We start from the raw sequence: 25,664 nt of genomic DNA on the forward strand, positions 1-25,664 counted from the left end.
CGCGATGTTCGTCCGATACGCAGATGCAGGGAAAGTCTTCCTGCGAGCGCCTCGGTGGCGCGCGTCGCGAGGCTGCGTGTATGACTATGGTGGTTCTCCCACGGTTGTTCGGCGCTCGCTCAGTGGTGTCGCCCTGCGGTGAGTTGGTCAACCAAGGAAGTCGCGGATGCCCTTCACCGCTGCACGCAATAGCGAAGCCGAACCACTGCCATCCGCGTATCCCGTATGCGAGTCGGCGGCAGCGTTGTCGGTGATGAAGCCTGTCGCCGCGTGCTTGGCGCAACGGGTGGCCATCACGATGACGTCGGCATTGCGAGCTTTGTGCTTGAGCGAAGCCGTGCCCACCTTGTCGTGGGAAGTCGAAACCTTCACGCTGGGAGCCTGTTTGACCAACTGATCGGAGACCCGGTCCAGGACCGCTTCGTCGAGGGAGTAGAGCAACACCGACATCCGGGGTATGCCAGCGAGCGTGAACTCGTCATCCTCTTCCGCCGGATGCCACTCCAGTTGCGTGCCCAACTCTTCGCACAGCTGTCGCGCGAACTCCTTCTCGTCCGGCTCGAGTCGGTGTTGGATTCGGTGCAAAGGACCAAGGAGGGCGATCGCGGTGTCGACGCGAGCGTCCTCGTCCGGACAGGCGGCGACGACCAGTCGATCCGCGAAGTCCAGTGCGATGTCGCTTGTGGTTGCGCCCACCCATTGTCCGGTCGAGGATTTCAAGCTCTTGAGCAACTCGACGTACTGTGACCTAGTCGGGGCTGAGCGGAGAAAGATCTCGGTCAACGCGTAGAGCGACAGTAGATCCCCGCGGCTCAGCCGGTCGAACACCAGCGCGGCATCGATCAAAGCAGCGGAAGTGGCCGGAGCCAACCCGTCGTCACCGAGGGCGTCGATGAGTACTCCGACTACCTGCCACACCGCCGTCCACTCGTCGTCCTTGAGCGAGGACAACAGAGACGCCACGTCGTCGTCTTGCTGGGCGAGCGGTGGCCATGAGTTCCAGGTGCCGTCAGTGACGACGTCGTGTACCTGTGGGTCACGGCGAGCGGCGGCGGCGATGAAGTCGAGCCAACCAGTCAGTGCGCGGACGGATGCCGCAACATCGGTGGTGCTGGTCGTTTCGATAGGCGGGGCCGTCGGCTTCGACAGTGTTTCAACCAGCGTGGCGATGTGGTCCCAGACTACATTCGGCACTTCCTCGCCAGTCCACAATTCGCGCATGGCGAACGCGGAGGCCAACAGATTCCGGTCATTTCGCCCGATCGCCGCTACGAGCAGCACGGTCGCTGCCTGGCCGCCGTAGCGAGAGATCGGATCATGCACCGGCAGCGGCAATGCGGGTTCCAGATCGCGAAGCCCTTCCCACGCGGCTGTGACCTCGCCTCGCGCCAATGCCGGTGCCACAACACTTTGACACACCGCGTTGAGCACTGCTTCCCGAACCGGAGCAGGCGGATCCTGCAGGAGCACCGCCGTCAGTTCCGGGAGGGCCAGTAGGTCGCTGCTGCGCCCCAATCGATCGAGCCGCTTGATCCGCAGATGCGCGAGATTGCTCGCGGTCAAGCCGCCCTTGGCCTGGATCTGTGCGTAAATCTCAGCGGACGTCGCTTCGCCGCCGGCAGCGAGTGCGGCATCGAACTCGCCGAGCAGTCGCCCGAGAGGCTTGTCCAACTGCCAATTGCGGATCGGCCGTTGCGCTACCGCGGCCTGCATCCGCTGCAGGGCCTTGCGCAAGTCCCACCGGTGCTGCGCGTGCATGCCTGCGCTCAAGACATATGTGGCAGTTGTCGGCCCGAAATGGTCGATGATCGCGGCTTCGATCGGGTCGTTCGGATCCAATACGGCGGGTATCAGTTCCGTGTTCTTGCAGTACGTCGGCCCAGCGAATGCGTTGATCAGGTCGGGAACGTGGGGTGCCAGCGCTGGGTCGTTCGCTATAACGTACATCGTGGCTTCTTGTGTAGCGGCCACGAAGCGTGGCAACACGATCGGTGTACCGTCGCCGGCCAGTGCGGCTTTCTTGAACGTGCTGGTCGCCTGCGGGTAGAGGTTCGCGTCGTTGCCGTGTGCGAAGAATGCGTCCAGGAAATCCTCAGTGGCGACCGGGTAGGGCGCGGCGACGTCTGTCGATGTGTTCAACGGATACCTCCCCACCGGGCCACGAAGTCTATCCGCGCCTGTGCCACCTCGACGTTGTCGACGACATAACGAACCGACTCTTCGTTGGCCCCGATCCCGCTCGCTGTGAAGTTCATCGAACCACTGATCATCCAATCGCGACCACACACCGTTTTCTCGTGCTCGACGGGGTCGAAGACAACGGCCAAGTCAGCGTCATCGGACGCGATGGCCTTCATCTGATCCACGAACAACTGGTTGTGTGTCGTCGGACGCGTAACGACTCGCACAGGAGTTCCCGATCGTGCGAGCTTGGCCAGGACGTCCACGAGTCGGTAGTGCGTCATGTGATCGTCCCCGAGTATGTCGTCGAAGGACCCTTGGGTGTTGTCGATCACCTCGACGTTGCTGATCCACGCGGAGACTACCCACAGCACTGGTCCGGGAGCCACCAGTTCGGAAAGCAGGGCGTCTGCAAGGATCGTGTCCGCGCTCAAGCGCAGTTTCGGACCCGTCCGTACTGTCCTTTCGAGGCCTCTCATCGCCCGCTCTCCCGCAACTCCACTCGAACATGGAAGTCGGCACCGTGCCGTACGGTCTCGGTGATCGTTCCGTACACCCTCAGGACATCGGTGTCGACCGGCAAGACCGGGATCTTGGCCATGGCCCGGCCCAGGGTCAGCCGGTCATCCGCTGGGCAGGTCAGCCACACTGCCCCCGCATTCGGCAGTTCAGCGCGGTAGCGCTCCTCCCAGCCGTCAGCGGACACCGGAATCGCTGGAAGGTGTTCATCGTGGGCTGCGGCGATGAGGAGTCGGTCGTGCACGGCCGGCGCGTCGTACGGGACGTACGGTTGGTAGTGGGCAAGGTGCTGATTTCGCACTTGTCCTCCGCGCGGCCAAAGGAGGCTGAAGACCTGGTCCGCGGTGAGGGACGTCCCCTCCTCGCCCACGGGTAGGCGTCCCGACCCGACCGCGTAGGCGAGAACCCGCGTGTCCACCTCGACACCCAACCGCTCCTCCAGCAGTGACCAGGCCGAGATCAAATCGGCTGCGGCTCGGTCGGTTCGCGGGGAACTGCCGGGGCGCAGCAAGCGGATCGACAACGCCGCGACCGATGCCTGACTGACTGGACCGTCGAGCGACGTCCACGCGTCGCGCAGCCGCCGCAGCGCCAACTCTCCATCGCGGGCAGACCTTCCGGCACGCAGGTCCGCGATCGCCCTCGCCGCCTCGCCGCCAGGTTCGTCGATCACGTGTCGCACCAAACGGGTGAGGGCCGTATCGGTACGTTCGAACGAGTTCGGTCGAAGCACTCCGGACACCATCGACCAGAACCGGTTCGGGTCCTCGGCGTAGAACTCCGCGATGCGCTCGATGACACCCACACCGCCGACACCGGTCTCGGTCAGCCACAACTTCGCGGGCGCAGTCTCGTCGTCGGCCGGCACCACGTCGACGACCAAGTCTTGCTCAGCTGCATCACGGCAGACGCGGAACGCGGCACCGAGAACTGCTGCTGCCACCGTGTCCACATAGGCCCGACGAGCCAAGCCCAAGGATCGTTTGTCGACATCGTCGGCGAACAGCAATTCTCCGGCCTGGTTCAACGCCTCCACCACCACGGGGTCCCGGCTCAACTCGGTCAGATCGCCGACGAGACGATCGGTGACCTGGGGTTGGCCGCTCAAGGCCAACGAGTCGTTCCGGTAGAGCACCGCCAGCACCTCGGCGAGGCTGTCCCGCCACGAGCCGTCGCTCAGGCCTTGCCACAACTCACGAGGCTTCGCGCGGGAACCGATCCCCGCCAACGAGTACGTCGTGAAATACGAAAGGGCGAGCCACGTCCGCTGGAAGTGGTTCGTCGAGTCGAACAGAGCCGGGTTCTCCGTCACCGCACGTTGGAAGGCGACCGAGCGCCATTGCGGCGAACGAAGGTGCGCGAGTACCGATGCGTCCGTTGTGTCAAGTGGTGCGATTTCCACGCACATGCCGTCGACATCGAGTTCGAAGCCGAGAGCGGCAGGGACGCCGTCGTGGACGTACGTGATCTTGCGTCGCTCCGTGTCGGAGTTCTTCGCCACGTCGCACTGCGCGCCTACGGTGAACCTCCGCATCGTGACAGGGTTGCCCGCGGCATGGGTGGCGAAGCCCACCGATTTGACGCGGTCACTCCACGGCGAGGTCTTCGGCGTGTCGGCAGGCATGAGACCGTGGAGGGAAAGTTCCACCTGGGACGCCCAACGGGGATAGCCCTGGGAGCTGTCTTTGATCTCGGGAGCCGGTTCGCTCAGCTTGATGTTCGTCGGACGCAGCACGCGGTAGGACTCGTCGGAGTTGCCCCACGGTTTCCACTGGCCGATCACCGGTGCATCGGGAGCGACTCCTTCCACGTCGATGGCCGATTCGCCGTCCGGAGGGATCGGGACCCAAGTGCGGTGGTCGTCGTGCTGGTAGCCGTAACGCAGGCTGACACGTCCCGGAACCGCTTCTCGCAAGGCTTTCCCGATGGGCAGGTGCTCTTCTCGGTTGGTCTTGAACGGCAACTCGAGACGAACCTCGGGCAGGTTCAGCGGCTCGAACAGCGTCTTGGTCACGAACTCCGGCAGGAACGTGCCCGGAAGCTTGCCGGGATCGGCACGAAGTGATGTCCACCGACTCTCCAGTCGGCGCAGGACGGTGGGCACGACGGAGAGCAACAGGGAGCGGGGAGGCTCCCACAGCAGCGCCTGGACCGAGTCATCGTCGAGTTGCAGCGACCGCTTGAGGTGCTGGGCCAACGCGTCCTGGAGAGCGTTCTCCTCCAGGAGGTCGGTCAACCGGGTAGCCAGCCACTTCCACTGCTCCGCGTACTCTTCCGCTTCGGTCTGCTTGCGCGGCGACTGCAGAACTCGACGCAGGTCCGAGTACGGGAAGCGACGTCTGAAGGACTTGGCGAGCCAATCGAACATCGACTGCGCCGCCTGGATCTTCTGCACGTGCCTGTTGGACACCGGCAAGGTGCGTGCAGCGATCTCCGGAGCGAAGAGCGTGTCGTACGCCTGATAAGTGAGACGGTCACGTCCATACTCGGAGAGGACGACCACGGTGATCGGTCTCGTCCCGCGCCGCCGTCCCGCGCGACCTCGACGCTGGACGAAGGACGCGCTGTCATGTGGTGCCTTGTGCTGTAGAACCAGTCCGACCCGCGCATCGTTGAACCCGACCTCGAGTGCGGCGGTCGCGACGATGAGTGCGGCACGTGAGTCGACACCTGTGTCCTGGGAGGTAGTGCGCGCGATCGAGAGGGGCCGTGTAGAACCGAGTCCTTGCCCAAGGACATGTCCGATGCGCTCCACCAGATCCCACGACTGCCCGTCCACGTAGCGCTCAGGGTGTTGCGCGTAGTCCGAGGCCCGGAGACCCGCCAGAACTGATCTCCGGCCGGGCCTGCCGGTCCGCGACTGGCCGCCCTCCGCGTCCCGCAAATCGTTGAAGAAGCGGTTGGAGACGTCCAGGTCGTCGGTGAAGAGGAAGCCCGTTGACCCGAATGGCGAGCGCTTCCGTTCATCCGCCTCCAGGACCCGGCCGAACAGCATGGCGGTTTGGATGGAGGTGGACAGCACGCTCACGCCGGAGACCGGGTCGCTGCGCACGGCGATCCCGTACTCGCGCCCTTCCTCCTCCATATCGTCGCTGCGTGGCTCGATGTGGGTGACGCTGTCGAAGGGCAACCCGACCAGTTCGGCGAAGAACTTACCAGCATCGCGAAGGGTCGCGCTCAGCCCGACCAGCGTTACGGGGCTACCCAAAGCGTGACGCCAGCGCCGCAACAGAAGGCCTGTTTGGGCGCCGTGGGTACCGACATAGGTGTGCACTTCGTCCAGGAGCACCAGTTCGGGGCCACGACCCGTCCATCCGAGCAGTGCACCCAAACCGGGGTCGGTACTGGTGCGATTGAGCATCTCGGTCGTGGTGAACAGCAGGTCCGGCGGGTTCTCGAGCAACGACTGCCGAGTCAGGGCCAACCGACTGCCGTCGATCCGGTGCTTGCAGCCGGTGCACGTCAGCAACTCGACGCCTTTGTGGCGGTCGCGGTCAGCCCACTTGAGCCTTCCACGGTCGCAGGCCGGGCACGAGAGATACGGACAGATCAGCCCATTGCGCTCGGGCTCCCAGTTCTTATACCAACTGTCCTTGTACTTCTCCAGCATCGATTCGGAATGAGGTGTGTCACCGTAGAGCACGCCGATGCGCAACGGCCGCTGCCCTGGTGGCACAACGCCCATCCGTTCCACCGTCTCGGTGTTTTGGAGGGCGTCGCGCAGTTGGTCGCGGAGCAACTCCGTCCGAGGATAGAGTGCGAGCGTGTGGAGTCGGTCAACTCCGCCGTTCGCCGCCGCCTGCCGGATCGCCGCGAAGGCCGGGAGGTAGAAGGCCAAGGTCTTGCCGCTACCGGTTCCCGCGCAGACCACGACGCCGCGGTGCCTGCGGGACCGCAGCGCTGCCAGGACCGCCTTGGTCGCGTCAACCTGGAACCGTGCAAGATCTCGATCGCCGATCAAAGCGGAGACGGTGCTGTTCGCGGCGGTCGACCAGTCGGGTGTTCGCGCGACCTCTTGCAGGACCGCATCGAGCGGGATGTTGCGCTTGGGGTACCTGCGGTCGGCGACATGGAGGCGGTAGTCGGCTACCAGCGGCTTGTACCGCTGCCACCATGCGGATCCGGCGAAATCGGTGTCCCTGGCCGGGAAGAGTTGACGTAGTTGCGCCAACAAGCGCAGGGCTTCGGCCATTCGGGTCCGGTACGTCGCTGTGCTGGAGTGCGGTACCGGGAACAACAGGCCGGCGTTGATCAAGGTTTGCTTGACCTGCGAGGCGGTGAGGTGCCGAGGGGCGTCCGGATGGTGGGCCAGCGCGGTCTCGACCGTGTCGAGTACTTCGCCCTCGGACAGCGCCCCGCTGGTGACGCCCCAAGCCAAGAGCGGAAGTTCGAGGTCTTCGAGCCTGTTCAGCAGGTGTCCGACGAAAACTCCGCCGGGATCGAGCGTCAACTGTGCTTCCTCCTGATCTCGATCTCGCCGTCCATGCCGTGCTCGCGGAGCAATGCGATCTCTTCGTCGGTTATATCGCGAAGCGTGATCGGTGTGGTGGCGAATCGCGCCAACAAGGCCAGTAGCTCATCCGAAGCGTCGGCGGCCGCCGCCAACTCCTCCAGGACCTCGGCGTGCTTCGTCCCGAACTCGACGACGTCCGTGATGGCCGGCTTCGACTTCCTGCGCAGTTGGGCGAGCTGCTCGACCATCGTGCGGGTGGCCCGCTGTCGAGCCGGATCGAGACCGGCGAGCCGGTTCGCCGGGACCGCTTCGAACGCGGTCGTCGTCCACGCACGCCACACTTCCTGGCTGCGCTGCGCCAGTTCAGCCACCGACGAGGCCACTCTCCTGCGCGCGGTGTCGACGGCCCGGTCCTTGGGCAGGCCCGTGGACGCCTGACGCTGCAACTCGGCCAGTCCCCCGTGGATGTCCCCGAGTGGCACGTCCGCTTTCGAGTATTTGCTCAACGCTCGCGCGAGCCGCACCTGTGCAGTGAGGTCGGCCAAGGCCGACTCCAACTCCCGCACGCGCTGAGCCGTGCTCTTGGCAGCCTGCTCTGCGCTGGCACTCGCGTCCAGACGTCGTATCTCCGCCTGCATCCGGAGCGCTCTGCCGAGGACGGAGTTGTCTTCATCCACGTGGAGCATCCTCCATCCCGATCGAGGACCAGGTCGACAAAGCCTCTTTCACCGCTAGGACAGCAGCGTCGCCCTCAGTTGAGGTGCGTTTCTCCGCTTCCGGGAGTTTCGCGGCCAGCCATCGGTCCGCGGCCGTCAGGAAGTCCAGGATGATCTTCAACGAGGCGCCCCGGTCCGTTGCGGCAACCTTGATCTCCAGTGACCGCCGCCTGTCTTCACCCATTTCGGTGTCGGACAGTCGGCTGAGGTCGCTCGCGAGCGTAGCTATCACACGCCAATCCGCTTCGGCCGCCTTGTCGATCAGATCGCGTAGTCGGATCTCATCCTCGCGACTCGTCGGCCCCAACCCCACTCGGGGAGCCTCGTCCAGCGCGACTCGAACCGCTTCCACCGTTCTCGGCCCGCTTGCCTTCTCGGGCAACAGGACGCGTATCCGCTCCAGGATCGAGCGCAAAGCGTCGGCCTGCGCGGCCACCCACTTGTCGATGTTGCTGAACCCGCTGACGGCTTCACCCGGGACCCAGTCGGGTACCGACTCCGGTCGCCACAGCCACTCCCAAGAGGCGCGGGCGAGCAGGGGCAGTGCCCGTGCCGCGTCGATCAGACGAACCTCCCCGCTGCCTTGAGCGACTCCGAGTCTGCTGCGCAAGCCCTGCACCATCTCCGGACGGGAACGCAGGTGTCGATCCAGCGCCTCGTTCCACGTGGCCGTCCGGGACTCGGCATCCGCGCGACCCCACCCCTGCCCGTCGTCGAAGACGACGGCCAAAAGGTCCGCCTCGTCCATCCCCGGCCATGCCCGGCCCGCGAGGACGCCCCCCAGCAGAGCAGCCCGCATGCCTGTGACCAGGTGGTCGTCGGAGAGTTGTCCGTGCCGCTCCACGGCAGCCGTGAGGTGCCGCTCACCGGATTCGGCGATGGAGGCCAGTTTGCGGAGGTCGACCGCACGCCCTTCCCCGGAGGTCTCCAACCGCACGAGTCCTTGGAAGAATTGACTTGTGACGGCCTTGCGCTCGAAGCGGATGGGGGCGGACTCGCTGTTCTTCTCGCCGTACGCGTCCTCGATCGAGACCGTTTTCGAACTGATGGGCCAAGCCTTGTCGGTGAATGCTTTGCCCTGCTCGCGCATCGGGGGGTTGGTCCACGAGAACCGCCTGAGCACGGCCTCCACGATGATCTTGCGCACTTCCCTCGCCACGCCCTGGTCGAGCATGGTGCCACGACCCGCCCAGTTCTCGATCGCATCGACCTTGGGCTGTGGCTTCGGTCGCGTCACGCCTGTCGGCTTGCGCTCTTCGACCGGCGCTTTCGGTTGCTTTCCGCCAGAAGTCGGCGGCGGTCCAGGTGGAGGCTCGGGCACGTCCTTGTTGATCGAACGCACGCGGAAAGTGCGAAGGATGTCGTCGTTCATCTCGCGGAGCGCGCGCGGAGCGTCACCCCAGAACTCCACGACGAACGCGTGCCGATCGACGTCTTCCGGGTCCTCCGTCTCGATCAAGCTGGACACCTCGGTGCTGAGTGCGGCGTCCTGCTCGGCCCTCGGAAATCGCAGGCGAGCGCTGCTGTCCGGGAAGGTTCCATCCGCGAGGGAGCGCGCGTGGTCGATCAGTACCGGCCTGATGACCTTGCCGAGGACCGTGCGGGGGACGAACGCCCCCTCCTTGTCGGCGGTGGAGTGCACCATGCGGAGAAGAGCGGAACGGTTGAACGGGTACAGGCCGTAACCTTCCGACGACCTCCCGAACCGCTCGTGGCACTCGGCCTCGAACATGCAGCCGCCGCACCGGCTCTTCTCCAACTCCTCCTTGCTGAGGTCTTCCACGGTGCCGTCGACGCGGGCTACGTTGAGGTACCGGCCTACGAAAGAGGCGATCTGCTCGGCCTCGTCCTCACGTTCGTCGAACGTCACGTCGAGCCGGAAGACGTGGCCCCCACTCGCGGCGCCAATGCGGGTCAACGCGGTCTCGGGCAGGAGATCGGTGAAGTACCCGGTGGTCACCGCCATGAGTGTTCTGATCGGCGCGAGGCGCATTTCGCCTTCGCGGATGGCCGGTTCGGTGAGTGCGTCGAGGAGTTCTCCTTGAACACCCTGGATGAGGGCGAAATCCTCGATCAGCAGGAGGATCTCCCGGCCTTGCCTGGCGTACACCGCTCGAACCTTGAGCAGCGCGTCGGTGAGACGGCCGGCAGCGAGGTTCGCCGCGGAGCGGAGGGCCGCCTCCAGGTGATCGTTCAACAGGCCGATGGCGGCTTCCTTCAACCCCGTCTTGGTGTTGATCAGGCCGACCAGTCGCTTCGACTTGTCGGCGGCCAGTTGCACGTCCTTGATCCTGAACGGGAGATCGTCGGCCGTGAACCCGCGGGGACGCTCGGATGATTCGGCACCCCGGTCGCGGAGCAACTGCTCCGCGAGCCGGTGGACGAATCCGTCGGGCTGGAGCAGGTACCCCTGGAAGTGGGGGTCTTGCAGGATCAGTGCCAACCCGGCGGGTCCGACGAGCCCGCGCTCGAGGGCCGGAAGACCGGCAGGTTTCGTGCCCGCCAGCGACTCGTTCAACGAGTTGACGATCCTGCGAGCCAGGGCTGCCGGGTCGACTTGGGCGCTGAGGGACGAGATGTCTCGCTTCAACGTGTCGAGCGAGGCGTCTTCGACATCGGAGAGCAGTGCGGTGATGACGGCCTTGAGGCTCGTCTGAGTCTTCTCGAGGTAGATGACCTTCTGGTGTGGTTGAGGCTGTAGCTTCTCCCTCACCCAGCGCACCAAGTGCGACTTGCCTGAGCCCGATTCGCCGACCAGCGGCATCAATAGCGTGCCGCTGTCCGCCTTCCGACTGGTGAATTCCTCCAAGACGGCGTGCTCGTCGACGACGTCGCCGGAGCCGACCAAGCCGCGCTGGACCAGCCGAGCACGGCTGATCTTGAGCGGCGTGTGCGTAGCGAGGAACAGCCCCGAGGACGGGATGACCGCCTCGGTGCTGATTCGCGAGGCCGCGGAGTCGGGAGTCCAGCACAGGTAGCCCGCGAGATCAGCCACGGGGAGCCTCCAGAACCGTGATCGAACTGAACGTCCTGGGGAAGCCGGGTTGATCGGGATCATGGAGGTACAGGAGAGAACGGGCGTCGTCGTCCTGCTCCAGCCGGATCCACCTCTCGTCGTGTAGGCGCAACAACGCGAACGACAGCGACGGCCCCGCGTGGTTGGTGTCCGGTGGTTCGATACCCACCGCCGTCGAGAAGGAGCCGCCGGGCAGCACCGGAAGGGCGCCGCGGAGCTCTCCCAGCACCGTGGAGGGACCGAGTGATTGCCCGGGTTCCCAGCGGGACAACACCGTTCTCCGCACGGCGGCCGTGCAATCCGGTGTGAGCCGTGCCCGTTGCGATCCACCGTCGCCTGTGAGGGCCGGAGTGCAGAAACCCAGGGCGCTCGACCAGGAGCAAAAGGGGTTCCACCGGGTGTCGTTGACGATCGGGGCCCCCAACTCGTCCTTGATGGCATGGGGTTGGAGGGTCTGCACCTCCGCCCACCCCAACGGCGCTGACGTCGGATCGATCGTCAGGAACCAGCACAGGGCCCGGACCAGGTCGCGTGGACCTGACTGCGACGGATCCTCGCCGACGCGAGTGTTGTTCTCCGTAGCGAGGATCGCCTGGCGCAGTACGTCCACGATGGAATCGTGGTCCACCTCGAGCGGGCCGGTCGGGCTCAACACGTCGTTGTCGCGGTTGATCACGCCGAGTTCGGCCAGCGATGACACCGAGCGGTCGAACACCTTCCGACCGTTGATGCTCGGAGGACAAAGCAGCGCGCGCGCCCGCTCGACGTCCACAGGCTTGCCTACGTGTGCGAGCAGCCGCAACACCACGATGAGGTACTGCGGCAACGGGTCATCGACGTTCAACAGGCCCACTTCAGAGAGCCCTTTCTGCTACTTCGACCGAGATGCTTGCGGGGTGGATGTCGCGGAAGGCGAGCGGCTTGACGGGGTGGAGCAGGTCCTGGGGGTGGACCAAGTACGTGATTCCAGGTCCGTCAAGACGTGCCTCGATCATGGGGTGCCAGCCTCCGACCGTCCCGGTCACCCAGATGAGGGGCGTATCGGTTGTCGTCAACAGCAACTCGTCGACGTCGAAGATCATCGGGTGCGGCAACGCCATGCGTTGGATGTCGGCGGCCTCCTGCTCGGTCAACCCGGGACCGCCGATGATCGCCATCCCTCGTTTGCACAGCCTGCTCACCAGGCCCGGCACGAGATTCCTCCGCTGGGAGTCGTTCGTCCACCAGATACCCAGCAGCGGAGTGCTCACGGAGCGGAACCGGGCGAGCGGATCGCCCGAGTCGGCGAGGGGCCAGGCGATGTCAGGGCTGGGGTCCCACGCCGTGTGGTAGAACCCGGTCGCCGTTGGGCCTGTTCCCCGACAGTGCGGGCACCCGCGACAGGCCGCCGCTGCGGCGAGCTCGGTGTCCCGGAACGTAGTCGTGTAGTAAGCCGCCAACTCCTCGCCGATGCAACGCCTTCCGGACATCGCAGTCTGCAAGCGCTGCAACGCCTCCCACTGCGCTCGAACGATGGCCCGCCCGGTCTCTTGGATACGACTCTTGAAATACGTCGAGTCATTGGTTCGCCCGTGTAGCGAAACCCTGGCCCGGGTCGGAAGTTCACCAAGATGGCTCAGAAGGCGGCGAGCCCACTGTTCGTCCGTCTCCTCCTCCGCGCGGGACATACGAGTGGGCGGGTGGAGTTCGATCAGGTCTGCGCGGACCATCAGGTTGAGGGTGCGCACGTTCCACATCCGATTTTGCCGGCCCGTCTGCGGGAGGTGCGGTGGTCGGGTGTCCAGGTCGAGGTCGAAGACCACTTGGCCGTCGTCGTGCCTGCACTGACGGAACATCGCGTCCCATCGGTCCCATGCTTTGTCGGGACCGATGATCACCTGGGCGTTCAACTTCTTCGCGACCGGCCTGTCGGCCTTGGCCGTGGCGATGTAGGCGATGGACGGCCGGCCGTCGCGTCCTCCTCGCCCGACCTCCTGGTAGTAGCGGTCCACGGTCTCCGGCAGGCAGGCGTGCACAACCGAGCGCACGTCGGGTATGTCGATCCCGAGGCCGAAGGCCGACGTTCCGACGACCACGTCGAACCTGGTCGGGCAGGTACCGGTGGCAGTCCTTCCTCCCCAGCCCTCCAGGGCGGCTCGCCGTTCTTCAGCCGTGGCGTCTCCCGTGACGGAGGTGACTCGAGCCATCCCCGACGACTTGAGCGCCGCGACCCAATGGCGGGCGTCCTCGACCTTCGAGACGTAGAGTGCCAACGGTCGGGGAAGCTTGGTCACCGCCTCGAGCACCGCCGCCGCTCGTTCATCCCTGCCGTCGAACGCGTCGACGTAGAAGCTCGGTTCACTGCGGATCTGGGCGGCCCACACGACGTTGGTGCCGGCAGGTCCGCCGAACAGCCGGGTGATCGTTTCGAGTTGCAGGTCGGTGAGGGTGGCGCTCAGCGCCACCAGGCGGGGAGCGCCACCCTCAGGAGCCTGGAGGCGCCAGTTGCGCAGTTGGCTGGCTATGGTCTGGAACTCCGGCCTGAAGTTGTTGCCCCACTGCTCGACGAGATGCGCCTCGTCGAGGACCACCATCCGCAGCATGCCCGCCTCCGCGGCCGCCTGCAGGTGCTGGGAGAGTCCCGTTGCCACGGCCTCGGGGGAGGTGAACAGCACCCTCTGCCGCCCGGTGCGCACCCGCTGCGTGATCTGCTGTTTCTCTTCGGGACTCAACTCGCTGCTGTACGCGCAGCTGTCCATCGAACCGGTCATCTTCTGCACACGCCGCTCAAGGTCGATGGCCAATACCACCGTCGGAACGATGACCAGCGTGAGTCCCTGCGGTCGTCCTAGCAGAGCAGCGGCCAGGACGGTCTCCGTCTTGCCGTGGCCGGTTGGCAGACAGACCACCGTGGTGCTCCCCGGAGGTGCGAGCAAGACTGAGCGCGCCGCCTGCTGCTGACCGCGAGACCGGTAGTGGGTGTAGTCCGGGCCCAGCGCCGCAGACCAATACGGATCTGCGAGCGGACCGTTCAGGTTCCGGCGAGTCTTCGACTGCAGCCCGCGGTAGACCTCGCGGAGGTCCTCGAGCGCAACCTTGCGCGAGTGTTGAGAGGCCCCCTCGCGCTCGGGCGTCCACTCGTCAGCCCAGACGCGCAGTTCGCCGCCGGGACCGTGCAGGACGCTGCATCCGGCCGACTCCCAGATGCCCTTCCCCGGTAGCGGCTGGGTGTTGGGAACCACCAGGGCGGACAGGGTGCTGCCGGATGCTGCTTCCAGCAACACCTGGCGAGCGAGCACGGCCACGTCGAGGGCGCCCGCGGAGTCGTCGGCCAGGCCGCGCAGGGCATCGGCCAAACGGCGGGACGTTCCAGCGAATCCCTCCGAGTCGGGAAGACTCGGCCAGTCGCTGAACATCTGTTGGGCCGCGTACCAGCCGTCAGCGGACACGGGGCGCTCCCGGGACTCGTACCAAGCAGACCGCTGCGATCAGTCTGGTCACCGGGTTCGACAGGCCGTTCACGAGCGCCTCCGCGATGTCCGTGTCGAGAAGGTAGCTGTCGACATCGCTGACGAGGTGGCCTGCGGCTTTCCGAGCTTGCGCCTGAGCCCGAGAGACGGCCATCCGCTGTTTGGCCGCGGCTTGTGCCTCGTCGCACAACTTGCGCAGATCGGTCACGACCGTCATGTGCTTCCGACTCGCTGCTTCCGCCGCCGTGGTGGCTTCCTGGTACTCGTCAGGGCCGCCGAAGATCTCGAACAGATCCCGCAGCCGTGCGCCACTGTAGTTTTTGTCCTTCCGCGCGTTCTTGTCGTAGGGCATGTCCAGCCAACGACGTTGAGCTTCGTCGACGACGGGTTCGCCGGTGGTGGCGTCGATCCACACCCTGACCGAGAACGGCGTGAGTACGCGGTCCGCCTGGCGTCGCAGGGCCTTCTCCGCGTCGGTGTGCTCGGTGACGAGAGCCGCTGCCGGTGCGATGTCAGCTTCCACGAGGTAGTCGAAACCGAAGTAAGGGTCGGCTCCGATGGTCTGGTACTTGTACGGCCTGCTGAAAGCAGTCGCTTGACCCCGATCATCGTGCCATGCCCACTCCGCGAGCGCGTCGGTCAGGGGGTTGCCCGAGCGGAAGATCCTCGTGCCGGGCTTCTTCAACGCCACCGACCGGTTGAAGACACCTTCGACGTTCGCGCTGCCCACCCGGTGGACCGTTCGGTGCCAGAGGCGGGGATCGACCAGTGGTTTGGAGTTGCGGAGGTCGAACACCTCGGTGCCGTTGCCCGGGCGGTGGCGCAACCCGATGCCGCCGTCGGTTTCTGACGTGAACCCGGACAGCGCCGCCTCGAAGGCCCTCCACTCCGTCTCGAACCGGATCAGCTTCGAGGCGATACCGGTGTCCTGGACAGCGGAGTGGTGGATCGCCTCCAGCATGTCCATCTTCTCGATCTCTTCGCGGGCTTCGTCGAGGGCGGAGCGGATCACTTGCGTCTGACCGTGGACGCCGGCCGGCCCTTGCCGCATCCCCTGCGACCACACACCGCTGATGCTGTCGGCGATGGCGTCTTGGAGGGTGGACACCGAGTCGTGGAACAACTCGTACCCTTCGACGAGGAGGTCGGTCCAGGCGTCGGTGAAGGTCACGTCGCCCTGTGCGGAGGTCAAGCGGTACTGATCCGCGGGGCGGGAATGGCTGACCGCGTCGACGCTCCGGTAACGGTCGATCCGTCCCAGTCGTTGTTCGAGTTGGTTCGGCGACCAGGGCATCCTCAAGTGTAGGGCGGCTTCGGCGAGTTGCAGGTTCAACCCGTCCTCGCCTGAGTCGTCCACGACGAGCAACCTGACCCGTTCTCCGCGAGGGTTGAACGGCGCGGCCCACGCCCGTACAGCGTTGTGGGCATTTTCGGGACCGGCTCCGTGGGTGTGCTCGCCGACTCCGACCTTCGACGCGGTTGCCCGCAGGTGGTCTGCGAGCAGTTCGCCCAGTTGCCCTGGGCCGCAGAAGACGACCGTCCTCCGGTACTTCAGGAGAACGCTCGACAGGGCTTCCGAAAGGCGCTCGAGCGCTGACTTCCGCAATTTTGCGGTGTCCAGTCTCTCGAGTTCCGCCAGCAGTTCGCGCTCGGAAGCCACGATCGGAGCAGCGTGGAGTGCTCGCCGTTCCTCGGTGGAAAGATGGGCGCGCTCCGCCGCCGGTCCGTCGGCGTTCATCCTCCAGCGCAGCGTGTCGAGGAGGTCGTCGACGACGATTCCGCTGCGTGAGACGAGGATCTTCAGAACGGCACCATAGAGTTGAGCGTCGGTGTTCGGGCCGACCTGATCGAGATGGTCGCCGACTCTCGCGTGCCAATCCAGGACCGCGTTTTCGGCCGTGTCGTGGGCTTCGGCATCCAGGTTCAACACCGTTGGCACCTGCCGGCCTCGGACGTCATAACCCGGAAATTCGTCTTCGAGTTCCTCGTCGAGCACGTTCGCTCGCCGGTTCCGGATCACCCTTCGGTGCAGGCGGTACGTTTCGCTCACGTGTGCGCGGAGTTCCTCGACGCGGGTTTTCAATGTTTCATCGGAAATCCCGGGCCGCAGCTCGAAATCTTCATCGATCAGTTCGAGGACCTGAGAACTCAACAGTTCGAACTGTGGATCGTGGACGCCGAGCAGTGTGCGGATCTCGGCGACCGACGACTCCAGGTAGACCGTGAACTGCGAGTCCAGTGCGTAGATGCTGTCGGCGAGCGCCAGTCTGCGGCGATATCGCTCCGCGAACTGGTCCGCATCCGCCCACGAGTAGATCTTCGGATCGAGCAGGTGCAGCAGACCCAGGTGCGTCTTGAAGTACGAAGTGGTGGGGGTCGCGGACAGCAGCAGGACTTTTTCGATGGAGTGCGCAAGCGCGCGCAACTGGGGGTAGGAGGATTCGGACGGGTCCTCCACCTGGGTCAGGCGGTGGGCCTCGTCCACGACAAGCAGGTCCCACCCGTGGTGATCGGCCCAGGTAGAAGGGTCGTCGTGGGGGCGGATCTTGATCGAGGCCCAGGGGAAGTCGTCGGTGAAGAACTTTTCGATGAGTTCCTCGCGCCACTGGCGGCGAAGGTTGTCCGGAGTCAACAGGACGATTCGTGCGCGTGGGTTGTCGATCAGCGTCTGCCTGATCACGAACCCCGCTTCCACTGTCTTTCCCAATCCCACCTCGTCCGCGAGGAGGTAGCGCTGTACAGGGTCGGAGAGGACCGTTAGCGCGGCGTACACCTGATGCGGGTAGATCTCGACTGCCGATGAAAGGAATCCGGCGATGTTGGCACTTGCGCCGCGTTCGGTGATCAACCCCTGTAAGAATGGGAGTCGGGTATTGCGGAAGTAGCCTGACTCGTGTGCGCCGACTCCGAGAACCGCAGCCGGGTCAGTGTGGTCTCCGTCCCACCTGACCCGCAACTGTGCCGATGGGATGGGGAAGTCGTACCGGTGGTTCGGGAACGTGATGTAGTACTTGCCGTCCACAGCGCTCGCGACCCGCCCGGGTAGCCACCGCCCGGTATCCGGGTTGCGCCAGTACACCCTGGTCGCCGGCCCCAAGGCAACTGGCTTGCAGTCGCGGGATTGAACGAAAGTCGACTTCGCTACCGGCACCGCGACGGAGGCGAAGAAATCGATGCGCACCTCTGTATCGCGCACCTCGCCAACAGTGCCCACACCAGGACTCCCCGGGTACTCGACGAGGTCGCCAACAGCGAATCGGTTATTCATTCCTTCACCCCACGAGTAATGCGGCGGCCTTGGGTTCGCCACATGTCGAGCAGAATATCCGTCCGTGCAGGTGAGAACGTGGCACCGACCAACCCCCTGATGCGCACGCGCCCCTCCCTGGCGGACCGCCACCGTACGTGGCGCTCCCTAAGCTACCGGGCACCACCGACATCGGGTGCGCCGACGCACGACTCACCAACAGTGTGCTGGTACGGGGCTTGATCGGCTAGGAGATGGGTTGCGTTACGGAGTCGATCACGCCGTTAGCATCCTGGAACGTTTTGCCCATCTCCGGACCTGACCTGGCAGTAGGTACCTGTCGCCTGTTACCGAGCCTGCCACATCAATGCGGCGCCAGTGCCTAGCACGTAACCGATCTGTCGTTGCCCCTGCCCGCAATGGCCTATCCACCAGCGCCTACCGGTCGCCTCGACGGGGCTGACGAACCCCCACGAGGTGCGCAGCAGGCGACGCGGGGCTGTTGTCGTGCCCTATCGTGAATGCCCTCGGAGTTGAATGACCGGACCACGGTGGTCGGGGGTGACCCTTCGCTCAGCAGACGGTCTGACTCTGCTCCCGCCGGTGGGCACAGGGCCGACTGGGGTGATGACCGAAGTGCGGCGGCGGTGCCGCAGGTTCGTGGGGTGTTTCACGCATCTGCTGCAGGCGAAGGGGTCGATCGTGTGGTTCGCGGCCGGACGTGGCCGCCTCAACCCCGCCCGAATCTTCGATGATGTCCCCAGTACGCCCGACGACCTGAGTCGGTGACCCGGTGGGCGGGCACCGTTGTGCCCGCCCACCGTCCAGGTTCAGTCGCGGAACAGGGCTTGGGCGTCGAGCTTTCCCCAGCCGTAGCGCGGGTTCCACACCGGACCGGTGGTCGCGTCGCGGCGGGCGGTGATGCGGAGGCGTTGTTGGACTTCCTCCGGGGTCAGGCGGGGTTCGCGTTGGAGCATCAAGGCGACGATCCCGGCCACGAACGGGGTCGCCATGCTGGTGCCCTGGATCGTCACGTACTTGCCGGACGGGTGTTGCCGGGCCGCCAGGCGCGGTTCCGTGGCCAGCTCCGAGCCCGCCGACAGCGCCGCCGTGACGACCTGGCCGGGGGCCACGATGTCCGGTTTCTGCGCGCCCGAGCGGGTGGGGCCCTGGCTGGAGAACGTGGACAGGGTGTCCACCGACAGGCCCGGCAGGGTCGCGTCGCCCTGTGGTCCCTCGAACTTGTTGCGGCTGATCAGGGAACCCACCGCGATCGCGCGTTCCTCGGTCGCGGGCATGCCGAGGGAGTAGCCCTCCAGCGGCGCGCCGGGGAACATCAGGCGGCCGCCGTCGACCGACCCGGCCCACGCGTGGACTTCGCCGTGCACGACGGACAGCGGCGTGACGCGGATGGTCCACCGGTCGTCGACCGTGCCGTTGATCATCAGGAACGTCAGGTTCTGCTCGCGGTTGACCGGGTTCTCCACGAAGTCGGCGACGAACGTGCCGTCCGGGGTGGTCTGCTCGCCGGTGTTGGGCTCGAACCGCGTGCCGCTGGGCGTCTCCACGAACACGTCGACCTCGTCGCCGCGCGGGATCCACACGTCGCAGAACACCAGCCCGGTGTCCGGGACCCGCACGGTGAACGTCAGTTCCTCGCCGACCACGAGCCTGCCTTGCGCGTGCACGCCGTCGTCGCCCTCGTTGCCCGCCGCCACGACCACGATCCGGCCCGGCCCGGTGGCGCGGGCGATCTCGTTCTCGATGGCGGACGTGCCGTCGTGGGCGCCGAAGTGCCCGCCCAGGCTGAGGCTGACGACGGCGGGCCGGTCGCCGGCCAGGTCGAACGCCTGGCGGATGCCCTCGATGATGTGCACGTCCAGCAGCGGCTCGGCGCGCACGCCCATCAGCGACGCCTCGGGCGCCACCCCGCGGAAGCGGTGGTCGGCCGTGCCGCGACCGTTGCCCGCGGCGATGGACGCGCAGTGCGTGCCGTGGCCACCGGGGTCGCCGGTGGGGATGGCCGGGCCGCCGTTGAGCGCCTTGTTGATCGCGCCCGCGTCGAACACGTCGAACTTGGACTCCTCCGTGCCCTCCGGGACGTGCGCGTGCACGAACCGCTCCAGCCGGGTGGTGCCGTCGTCGTGGCGGAAGTCCGGGTGCGTCCAGTCGATCCCGGTGTCCACCACGGCCAGCAGCACGCCCGCGCCGGTGAGGTCGGTGTGCGCGGCCTGGACGGTGTCCAGCCCGGTCACCGGCCCGCGCGCCCGGTCCATGCGGGTGAACATCTCCTTGGGCGCCTCGGCCCGCAGCAGCCACGGCTGTCCGTCCAAATCGGACAGTGCCGCCACCGGCACGCCCGCGAGCACCACCACCTGACCCGAGGATCCGGGGTCCGGCGGCGCGGACACCACGCTCCCGCCCGCTGCCTCCAACCACTCCTCGGCGGCCGCCAGTTCCGCCGACCGCACCAGGAGCTTCACCGTGGTGCGGCGCGGCGCGGTCTCCCGCCCCAACGTCCGCGCCCCGATGCTCTCCTCCACCGGCAGGTCCGACTCCGCGAACGCCGCCGCCCCGCGCAGCCGCGCGTCCAGCACCGTGTCCCGTCTAGGCTCCATAGCCTCGCCCTTCAGCCTCGCTGGAGCGACCTGAGGGTCCGGGGTCCTTCGACGGCGAGCACCCAGGTCTGCTGACCGATCCGGCGCACCGCGGGCGGCGTGACGGTACCGATGACCGAGCCCGGGCCGCTGCTGGTGACCTCCATGCCGAGCGCCACCAACCACTCGACGGCCTGCCCGACCTCCACCGTCCCCCGCAGCCGCACCACAGCGGTCCGCCGGTCACCGTCCCCGGCTTCCCGGCACCACCGCTCCAGCTCCGGGGCAACCACCCCGCGCCTGGGCTCCACAGCGGCAACGCTACCTCCCGCGTGCACCTCCACCCTGGGTATCGGCCGTGCGGGGGAGTCGTTAGCGCCCGAACGGGCGACCACGGGGGCAGCACCCGGGGCGGCGCAGGGGCAGCCCGGACCCACCGACGACGGGACTGCGCCGACCGGCAGGACCGCACCGACCGGCAGGACCGCACCGACCGGCACGGCGGCACCGACCGGCACGGCGGCACCGACCGGCACGGCGGCACCGACCGGCACGGCCGCACCGCCACACCCGACGGGCACTCGTCCCGGTGCCGGCTCGACACCGCCGCCGGTGCCGCTACCGGAGCAGGGCCGTGCACGCCGCCATGACGATGGCCTGGGTGCTGTCCGGCGCGGCGGGGTAGGTGTCGGGTGGGGAGGCCTTGAGCGGCAAGGGCCAGCCGTAGGAGATCGCGGACGTGCTGAGGCCGGCGATGTCGTCCGTGCCCGACCACATCGCCTCGTACCCGCCGTTCCACAGGGCGTCGTCGGCGGCGACGTAACCCTGCGTCTCGTTCGCGTAGGCCATGATCCACAGGTTGTCGAGGCCCAGTTCGGCGGCCTGCTCCTTGAGCAGCACGTGGTAGGTGCTCAGCACCTCGTGCCCGAGCCCGAGGATCGTCAGGCCGCCGAGCCGCCACCGCTGGATCGGCATCGGGATCGACGTGGGCAGCGTTCCCGCGTCGATCTGCCGGAGGACCAGTTCGGCGTGGCGCCGGTTCCACGCTTGGAGCCCGGGTTCGGACAGCCGGTCCCGGTAGCGGTCGGCCAGCGCCGCGACCTCGTCCGGGTCGGTCAGGTCGCGGGAGAACCGGAGCTCGACCTCGGTCAGCGCGTTCTGGAAGGGACCGGTGACCTCGGTGAACCGGTCGCGTTCGACGACCTCGACGACGGTGTCGGCGATCATCTCGCCGCGTTCGACCACGAGCGCCGGCGACAGCGGGGTGTTCTCGTCCTCGCCCGGGTTCTGGTCACCGGCACAACCCTGAAAGAACAACGCCATGACGCCCAGGCGTTCTTCGATGCGCTCCGCTGCGTAACCGCAGTAGTCGCTGTCGAACACCTCGTCGTTGCCCCGCGCGACCGGGTGGCAGGCGTAGCCGAACAGCACGACCAGCGGGTACCCGTCGTCGGCGTGGCGCGCGAGCAGCACGGGCACGTCGGTGAGGACGTGCGGCAGGCCGGCGCGGTTGTACCCGATCCGCTCGTAGCCCTCGTCGTACCAGAGGGTGGCCGGGATGGGGACCTCCTGCACGGTCTGCCGGACCAGGTCGACCAGTGCGTCCATGAGCAGCCAGGTGGTGCCGTTGATCGCGTCCACGTCGGCCTGGTTGACACCCATCAACAGCACCGGGTCGGGGTGGGTGTCGCCGACGACGGGCCCGGAGTGGGTGTGGCTGGTCACGATCATGAAGTCCTCGGAGGCGACCAGGCCCTCCTCCACCACCCGGCTCCGGATCGCCTCGTGCACGTCGCGGGGGATGCTGACGACGTCGAGGCGCAGCAGCACGTTGGGCGTGCCGTTGTCGTGGAAGACGATGCAGTGCGCGTGCAGGTCGCGGGCGACGGCCCCGTGGTTGCCGCGCGGACCCCACCCGTAGCCGCCCATCCAGAGGCTCGGGTACGGCGGCGCGGTGGGCGTGATGACGGCGTCGTTGTAGGCGACGGCGAGCGGCGCTTCCGCGGCGCGCGCCTGGGAGGTGCCCGCCAGGCGCGAGGTGACCAGCGCGGTCGCCGCCACCACGCCGCCCCTGAGGATGTTCCGTCTGCTGATTCCGGCCATGCGGTGCAGCCTCACGTGTGGCGTTGACTCGCCGTTGACTCCGCGTCGACACCGCGCAGGACCCGCCTGACCTCCTCCGCCTCGCCGGTCCCGAGCCGCTCGTGCAGGCGTGCCGCCTCCGTGAGGTGCTCCACCGCCGCCGGGTGTCGCCCGGTGTCGCGGGCGACCAGGCCCAGGACGTGCCGGGCGCGGGCCTGGCCCAGGAGGTTGCCCGCTTCGGTGTGCAGGCGCAGCGCCTGCCCGGCGTACTCGGCGGCGGCGTCGAGGCGGCCCGTCGCGTGTTCGGCCGAGGCGAGCACGGTCAGCGCCTGGGCTTCCCGCAGCCGGAAGTGGGTGGTCCGGGCCAGGTCCGCGGCCTGCCACGCGTCGGCGACGGCGGAGTCGGCCCGGCCCAGGCCGACGCGCGCCGCGGCGAGCCCGATCAGCGAGGTGATCTCGCCCTGCCGGTACCCGGCGCGCCGGGCGAGCTCCAGCGCCGCGCCGTGCTCCTCCAGCGCCGCCTGCCACTGGCCCAGGCCGCCGCGCGCGGTGGCGAGGGTGTTGAGCGTGTCGGCCTCGAACCGCAGGTTGCGCGTCTGGCGCGCCAGGTCCAGCGCCCGGCCCCCGTACTCGACGGCCTCGGCGAACCGGCGGGCGTCCCGGTGCACGGCGGCGAGGTTTTGGAGCACTTCCGCCTGGTCGTGGCGGGACCCGAGGACGCGGTGGCGTTCCAGCGCGGCCTGGTGGCAGGAGATCGCCTCGTCGAAGTCCCCGAGCCGCAGGTGGACCGCGCCCAGCGCGTTGAGCGCGACCGCCTCCGCGTGCACGAGTCCGAGCGGGCGTGCCTCGGCGAGAGCCGCTTCCAGGTGGGCGCGGGCCGTGGCGGGCTCGCCCATCTCCAGGTGCACGGCGCCCAGGCGCACGCGGGCCGCCACCGCGCCCGCGGGCCCGGCGGCCTCGACGGCCTCGGTGAGGCAGCGCACCGCCTCCGCCAACCGGCCGTCTTCCAGGTGCAGCACGCCCAACGCGGTCAGCGCCGCGCCGCCGCCGGCCCGGTCGCCGGCCTCCCGGTGCAGGTCCAGGGCCCGCCGCAGCTCGTCGACCGCGGTCCGGTAGTCCCCGACGCTCCAGTGCAGCACCCCCAGGGCGCGCAGGACCGCCGCCTCGGCCGCCGGGTCGCCGTCGGCGCGGGCCGCGCCCAGGGCGGCGGTGGCCGCCGCGAGCAGGTCGGCGTCGTGCCGGTGGGTGTGCAGGTAGCCGGCGAGCGCGTCGGTGAGGTGCCAGCTCCACGGTCGCAGGGCTTGGTGTGTCGCCGCGTGCTCGATGGCGATCACGAGGTTGGCGCGCTCCGCGCCGAGCCAGCCGACCGCGGTGGCGTGGTCGGGGAACGGGGGTCCGCCGGGCTCCACGGGGCGCGGCAGCCTGGGCAGGGCCGGGTTGAGCAGCTCGGCCGCGGCGTCGGCCCGGTCCAGGTAGTGCTGGTAGAGCCGCCGCAGCGCCCGGTCGCGGTGGTCGGCCGGGTCCTCCAGTTCGGCGCGCTCCCGCGCGTACAGGCGCAGCAGGTCGTGGAACTGGTGGCGCGGGCCGGCCTGCGACTGCACGAGGTTGGCGGTGGTGAGCGCGCCCAGCAGCCGCTTGGCCTCCTCGGGCGCGACGCCCGCCAGCGCCGCCGCGGCCTCGGCCGTGAAGTCCGCGCCGGGCACCAGGCCGAGCACCCGGAACAGGTGCCGGACCTCGGGTTTGAGCGTCTGGTAGGACAGGCCGAACGCGGTGCGCACGGCGGCTTGCTCGTCGTCCTCGATCGCCAGGGCGCTCAGGCGGTTGGCCTCGCGCAACTCGGCCACGTAGTCCGCCACGCTCGCGTCGCGGCCGGTCAGCTTCGCACCCGCGATCCGGACGGCCAGCGGCAGCCGGGCGCACAGCCGGACCAGCTCGGTCACCGCCTCCGGTTCGGCCGCGACGAGGTCGGTGCCGGCGATGTCGGCCAGGAGCAGGCGGGCGTCCGCCTCGGGCAGGGAGTCCAGCGACATCGTGCGGGCGCCCTGGAGCGCGACCAGGCCGCGCAGCTCGTTGCGGCTGGTCACCAGCGCGGCGCAGCCGGGTTCGGCGGGCAGCAGCGGCCGGACCTGTTCGGGGCTCACGGCGTTGTCCAGGACGACGAGGGTGCGCGTGCCGGCCAGCAGCGAGCGGTACAGCTCGGCCTGGTCCTCCACGTCCAGGGGCACCTGCTCGGGTCGCATGCCCAGGCCGCGCAGGAGTTGACCGAGCGCGCGGTCGACGCTCAGCGGCGGCTGCGGCGAGTACCCCCTCAGGTTCACGTGCAGCACGCCGTCGGGGAACCGCTCGCGCAGCCGGTGCGCGAGGTGCACCGCCAGCGCGGTCTTGCCGACGCCCGGCGGACCGGACAGGACGACGTAGCGGGGCGACGGGCGGCCGTCCGGCGGCGCGAGCAGCCGGCCGACCGTCTCGATCTCCGGCTCGCGGCCCACGAAGTCGGCGACGTCGGGCGGCAGCGGCGAGGCGCGCCGGGCCGGCGGGGCGGCCGGTCGGTCGACCAGCAGCGCGGGGTCGTTCGCGAGGATCGCCAGGTGCAGCCGCCGCACCTCCTCGCCGGGGTCGACGCCCAGCTCCTCGGCCAGGACGCGCGACAGGCGGCGGTGCGCGTCCAGGGCGTCGGCCTGCCGGTTGGCCCGGTACAGGGCGAGCATCAGCTGCGCCCAGAACCCCTCGCGCAGCGGGTGCTCGGTGGTCAACGCCTGGAGCTCGGCGACGACCCGGTTGTGCTCGCCGGCGTCGAGGTCGAGCCGCACCCGCCGCTGGAGCGCCTGTAGCCGCAGCTCCTCCAGCCATGGCACCTCCTCGCGCCGCAGCACGTCGGAGGGCACGTTCACCAGCGGCCGGCCCCGCCACAACGCCAGCGCCGCGCGCAGGTGGGTCGCCTCGGCGGCCCGGTCGCCCCGGGCGGCGGCCTCGTCGGCCAGCCGCTCGGCGTCGCGGAACCGGTCGAGGTCCAGGCTGCCGGGCGCGACGTCGAGCACGTAGCCGTTCTCCACCGTCCGGATCGACCCCGCGTCGCCCAGCACCCGCCGCAGCCGCATGACGTAGGCCTGCGCGGTGCCGCGGGCGGCGCCGGGGGAGTCGGCCGGCCACAGCCGGTCGATCAGCTCGTCGACGGTGACGACCTGGTTCGCGCGCAGCAGCAGGGTCGCCAGCACGACCCGCTGCTTGGCGGACGGCAGGGCGACCGGCTGCCCGTCCCGACGGACCTCCAGCGGCCCGAGGAGCCCGAACTGCGTAGACGCGATCACTGCTCGGAATCCTACGGCGACGGGCCGTGGTGTTCGAGGCGGTTTCGACAACCCGCCGACTCCGGGTGTCGGCGCCGGGTCGACGTGCTGTCGGCG

General features: G+C 67.9%; 12 protein-coding genes. All 12 read right to left on the reverse strand.

The window, feature by feature from the left end; all coding sequences use genetic code 11:
* Positions 1-147: 147 nt before the first annotated feature.
* Entirely contained in the window at positions 148-2,139 is a 1,992-nt protein-coding gene (gene dpdD, locus DFJ66_RS37860; protein ID WP_147459466.1) for a protein DpdD, read from the reverse strand.
* Complete coding sequence (gene dpdK, locus DFJ66_RS37865) at positions 2,136-2,660, reverse strand: phospholipase D-like domain-containing protein DpdK (protein WP_121228775.1); 525 nt, start codon at positions 2,658-2,660, stop codon at positions 2,136-2,138. The genes dpdD and dpdK overlap by 4 nt, the downstream gene beginning before the upstream one ends.
* Positions 2,657-7,150 carry a protein DpdJ gene (gene dpdJ, locus DFJ66_RS37870; protein WP_121228778.1) on the reverse strand — a complete coding sequence of 1,498 codons (4,494 nt, stop codon included), beginning with the start codon at positions 7,148-7,150 and terminating at the stop codon, positions 2,657-2,659. Before dpdJ ends, dpdK begins: the two co-directional genes overlap by 4 nt.
* Positions 7,147-7,830 carry a hypothetical protein gene (locus DFJ66_RS37875; protein ID WP_121228781.1) on the reverse strand — a complete coding sequence of 228 codons (684 nt, stop codon included), beginning with the start codon at positions 7,828-7,830 and terminating at the stop codon, positions 7,147-7,149. Before DFJ66_RS37875 ends, dpdJ begins: the two co-directional genes overlap by 4 nt.
* Positions 7,823-10,864, reverse strand: coding sequence for a protein DpdH (dpdH, locus tag DFJ66_RS37880; RefSeq protein ID WP_121228784.1), 3,042 nt, complete (start codon positions 10,862-10,864; stop codon positions 7,823-7,825). The genes DFJ66_RS37875 and dpdH overlap by 8 nt, the downstream gene beginning before the upstream one ends.
* The gene (gene dpdG, locus DFJ66_RS37885) at positions 10,857-11,729 is read right to left on the reverse strand and encodes a protein DpdG (protein WP_147459467.1); all 873 of its coding nucleotides are present in this window, start codon (positions 11,727-11,729) and stop codon (positions 10,857-10,859) included. Before dpdG ends, dpdH begins: the two co-directional genes overlap by 8 nt.
* Before the next feature lie 10 nt (positions 11,730-11,739).
* Positions 11,740-14,313 (reverse strand): protein DpdF, encoded by a 2,574-nt coding sequence (gene dpdF / locus DFJ66_RS37890; RefSeq protein WP_121228790.1) that lies wholly within the window; start codon positions 14,311-14,313, stop codon positions 11,740-11,742.
* Positions 14,303-17,602, reverse strand: a complete 3,300-nt coding sequence (gene dpdE / locus DFJ66_RS37895) for a protein DpdE (protein ID WP_121228793.1) — start codon at positions 17,600-17,602, stop codon at positions 14,303-14,305. Before dpdE ends, dpdF begins: the two co-directional genes overlap by 11 nt.
* A gap of 809 nt (positions 17,603-18,411) precedes the next feature.
* Positions 18,412-20,199, reverse strand: a complete 1,788-nt coding sequence (locus tag DFJ66_RS37900) for a S8 family serine peptidase (protein WP_121228796.1) — start codon at positions 20,197-20,199, stop codon at positions 18,412-18,414.
* An 11-nt stretch (positions 20,200-20,210) separates the two neighbouring features.
* The gene (locus tag DFJ66_RS37905; RefSeq protein WP_147459468.1) at positions 20,211-20,489 is read right to left on the reverse strand and encodes a hypothetical protein; all 279 of its coding nucleotides are present in this window, start codon (positions 20,487-20,489) and stop codon (positions 20,211-20,213) included.
* Between the two features lie 307 nt (positions 20,490-20,796).
* On the reverse strand, positions 20,797-22,281 hold the full coding sequence (locus tag DFJ66_RS37910) for a hypothetical protein (protein ID WP_147459469.1): 1,485 nt from the start codon (positions 22,279-22,281) through the stop codon (positions 20,797-20,799).
* Positions 22,282-22,292: 11 nt separating this feature from the next.
* Positions 22,293-25,568, reverse strand: a complete 3,276-nt coding sequence (locus DFJ66_RS37915) for an AfsR/SARP family transcriptional regulator (RefSeq protein WP_170199915.1) — start codon at positions 25,566-25,568, stop codon at positions 22,293-22,295.
* Positions 25,569-25,664: the final 96 nt, after the last annotated feature.

The organism is Saccharothrix variisporea, from assembly GCF_003634995.1.
GTDB classification, from domain to species: Bacteria; Actinomycetota; Actinomycetes; order Mycobacteriales; family Pseudonocardiaceae; genus Actinosynnema; species Actinosynnema variisporeum.

Bases quoted from the DNA above. Each gene is read 5' to 3' on its own strand.
- dpdK (WP_121228775.1), bottom strand. From the start codon at position 2,660: ATGAGAGGCCTCGAAAGGACAGTACGGACGGGTCCGAAACTGCGCTTG.
- DFJ66_RS37910 (WP_147459469.1), bottom strand. From the start codon at position 22,281: ATGGCCGGAATCAGCAGACGGAACATCCTCAGGGGCGGCGTGGTGGCG.
- dpdE (WP_121228793.1), bottom strand. From the start codon at position 17,602: ATGAATAACCGATTCGCTGTTGGCGACCTCGTCGAGTACCCGGGGAGT.
- DFJ66_RS37900 (WP_121228796.1), bottom strand. From the start codon at position 20,199: ATGGAGCCTAGACGGGACACGGTGCTGGACGCGCGGCTGCGCGGGGCG.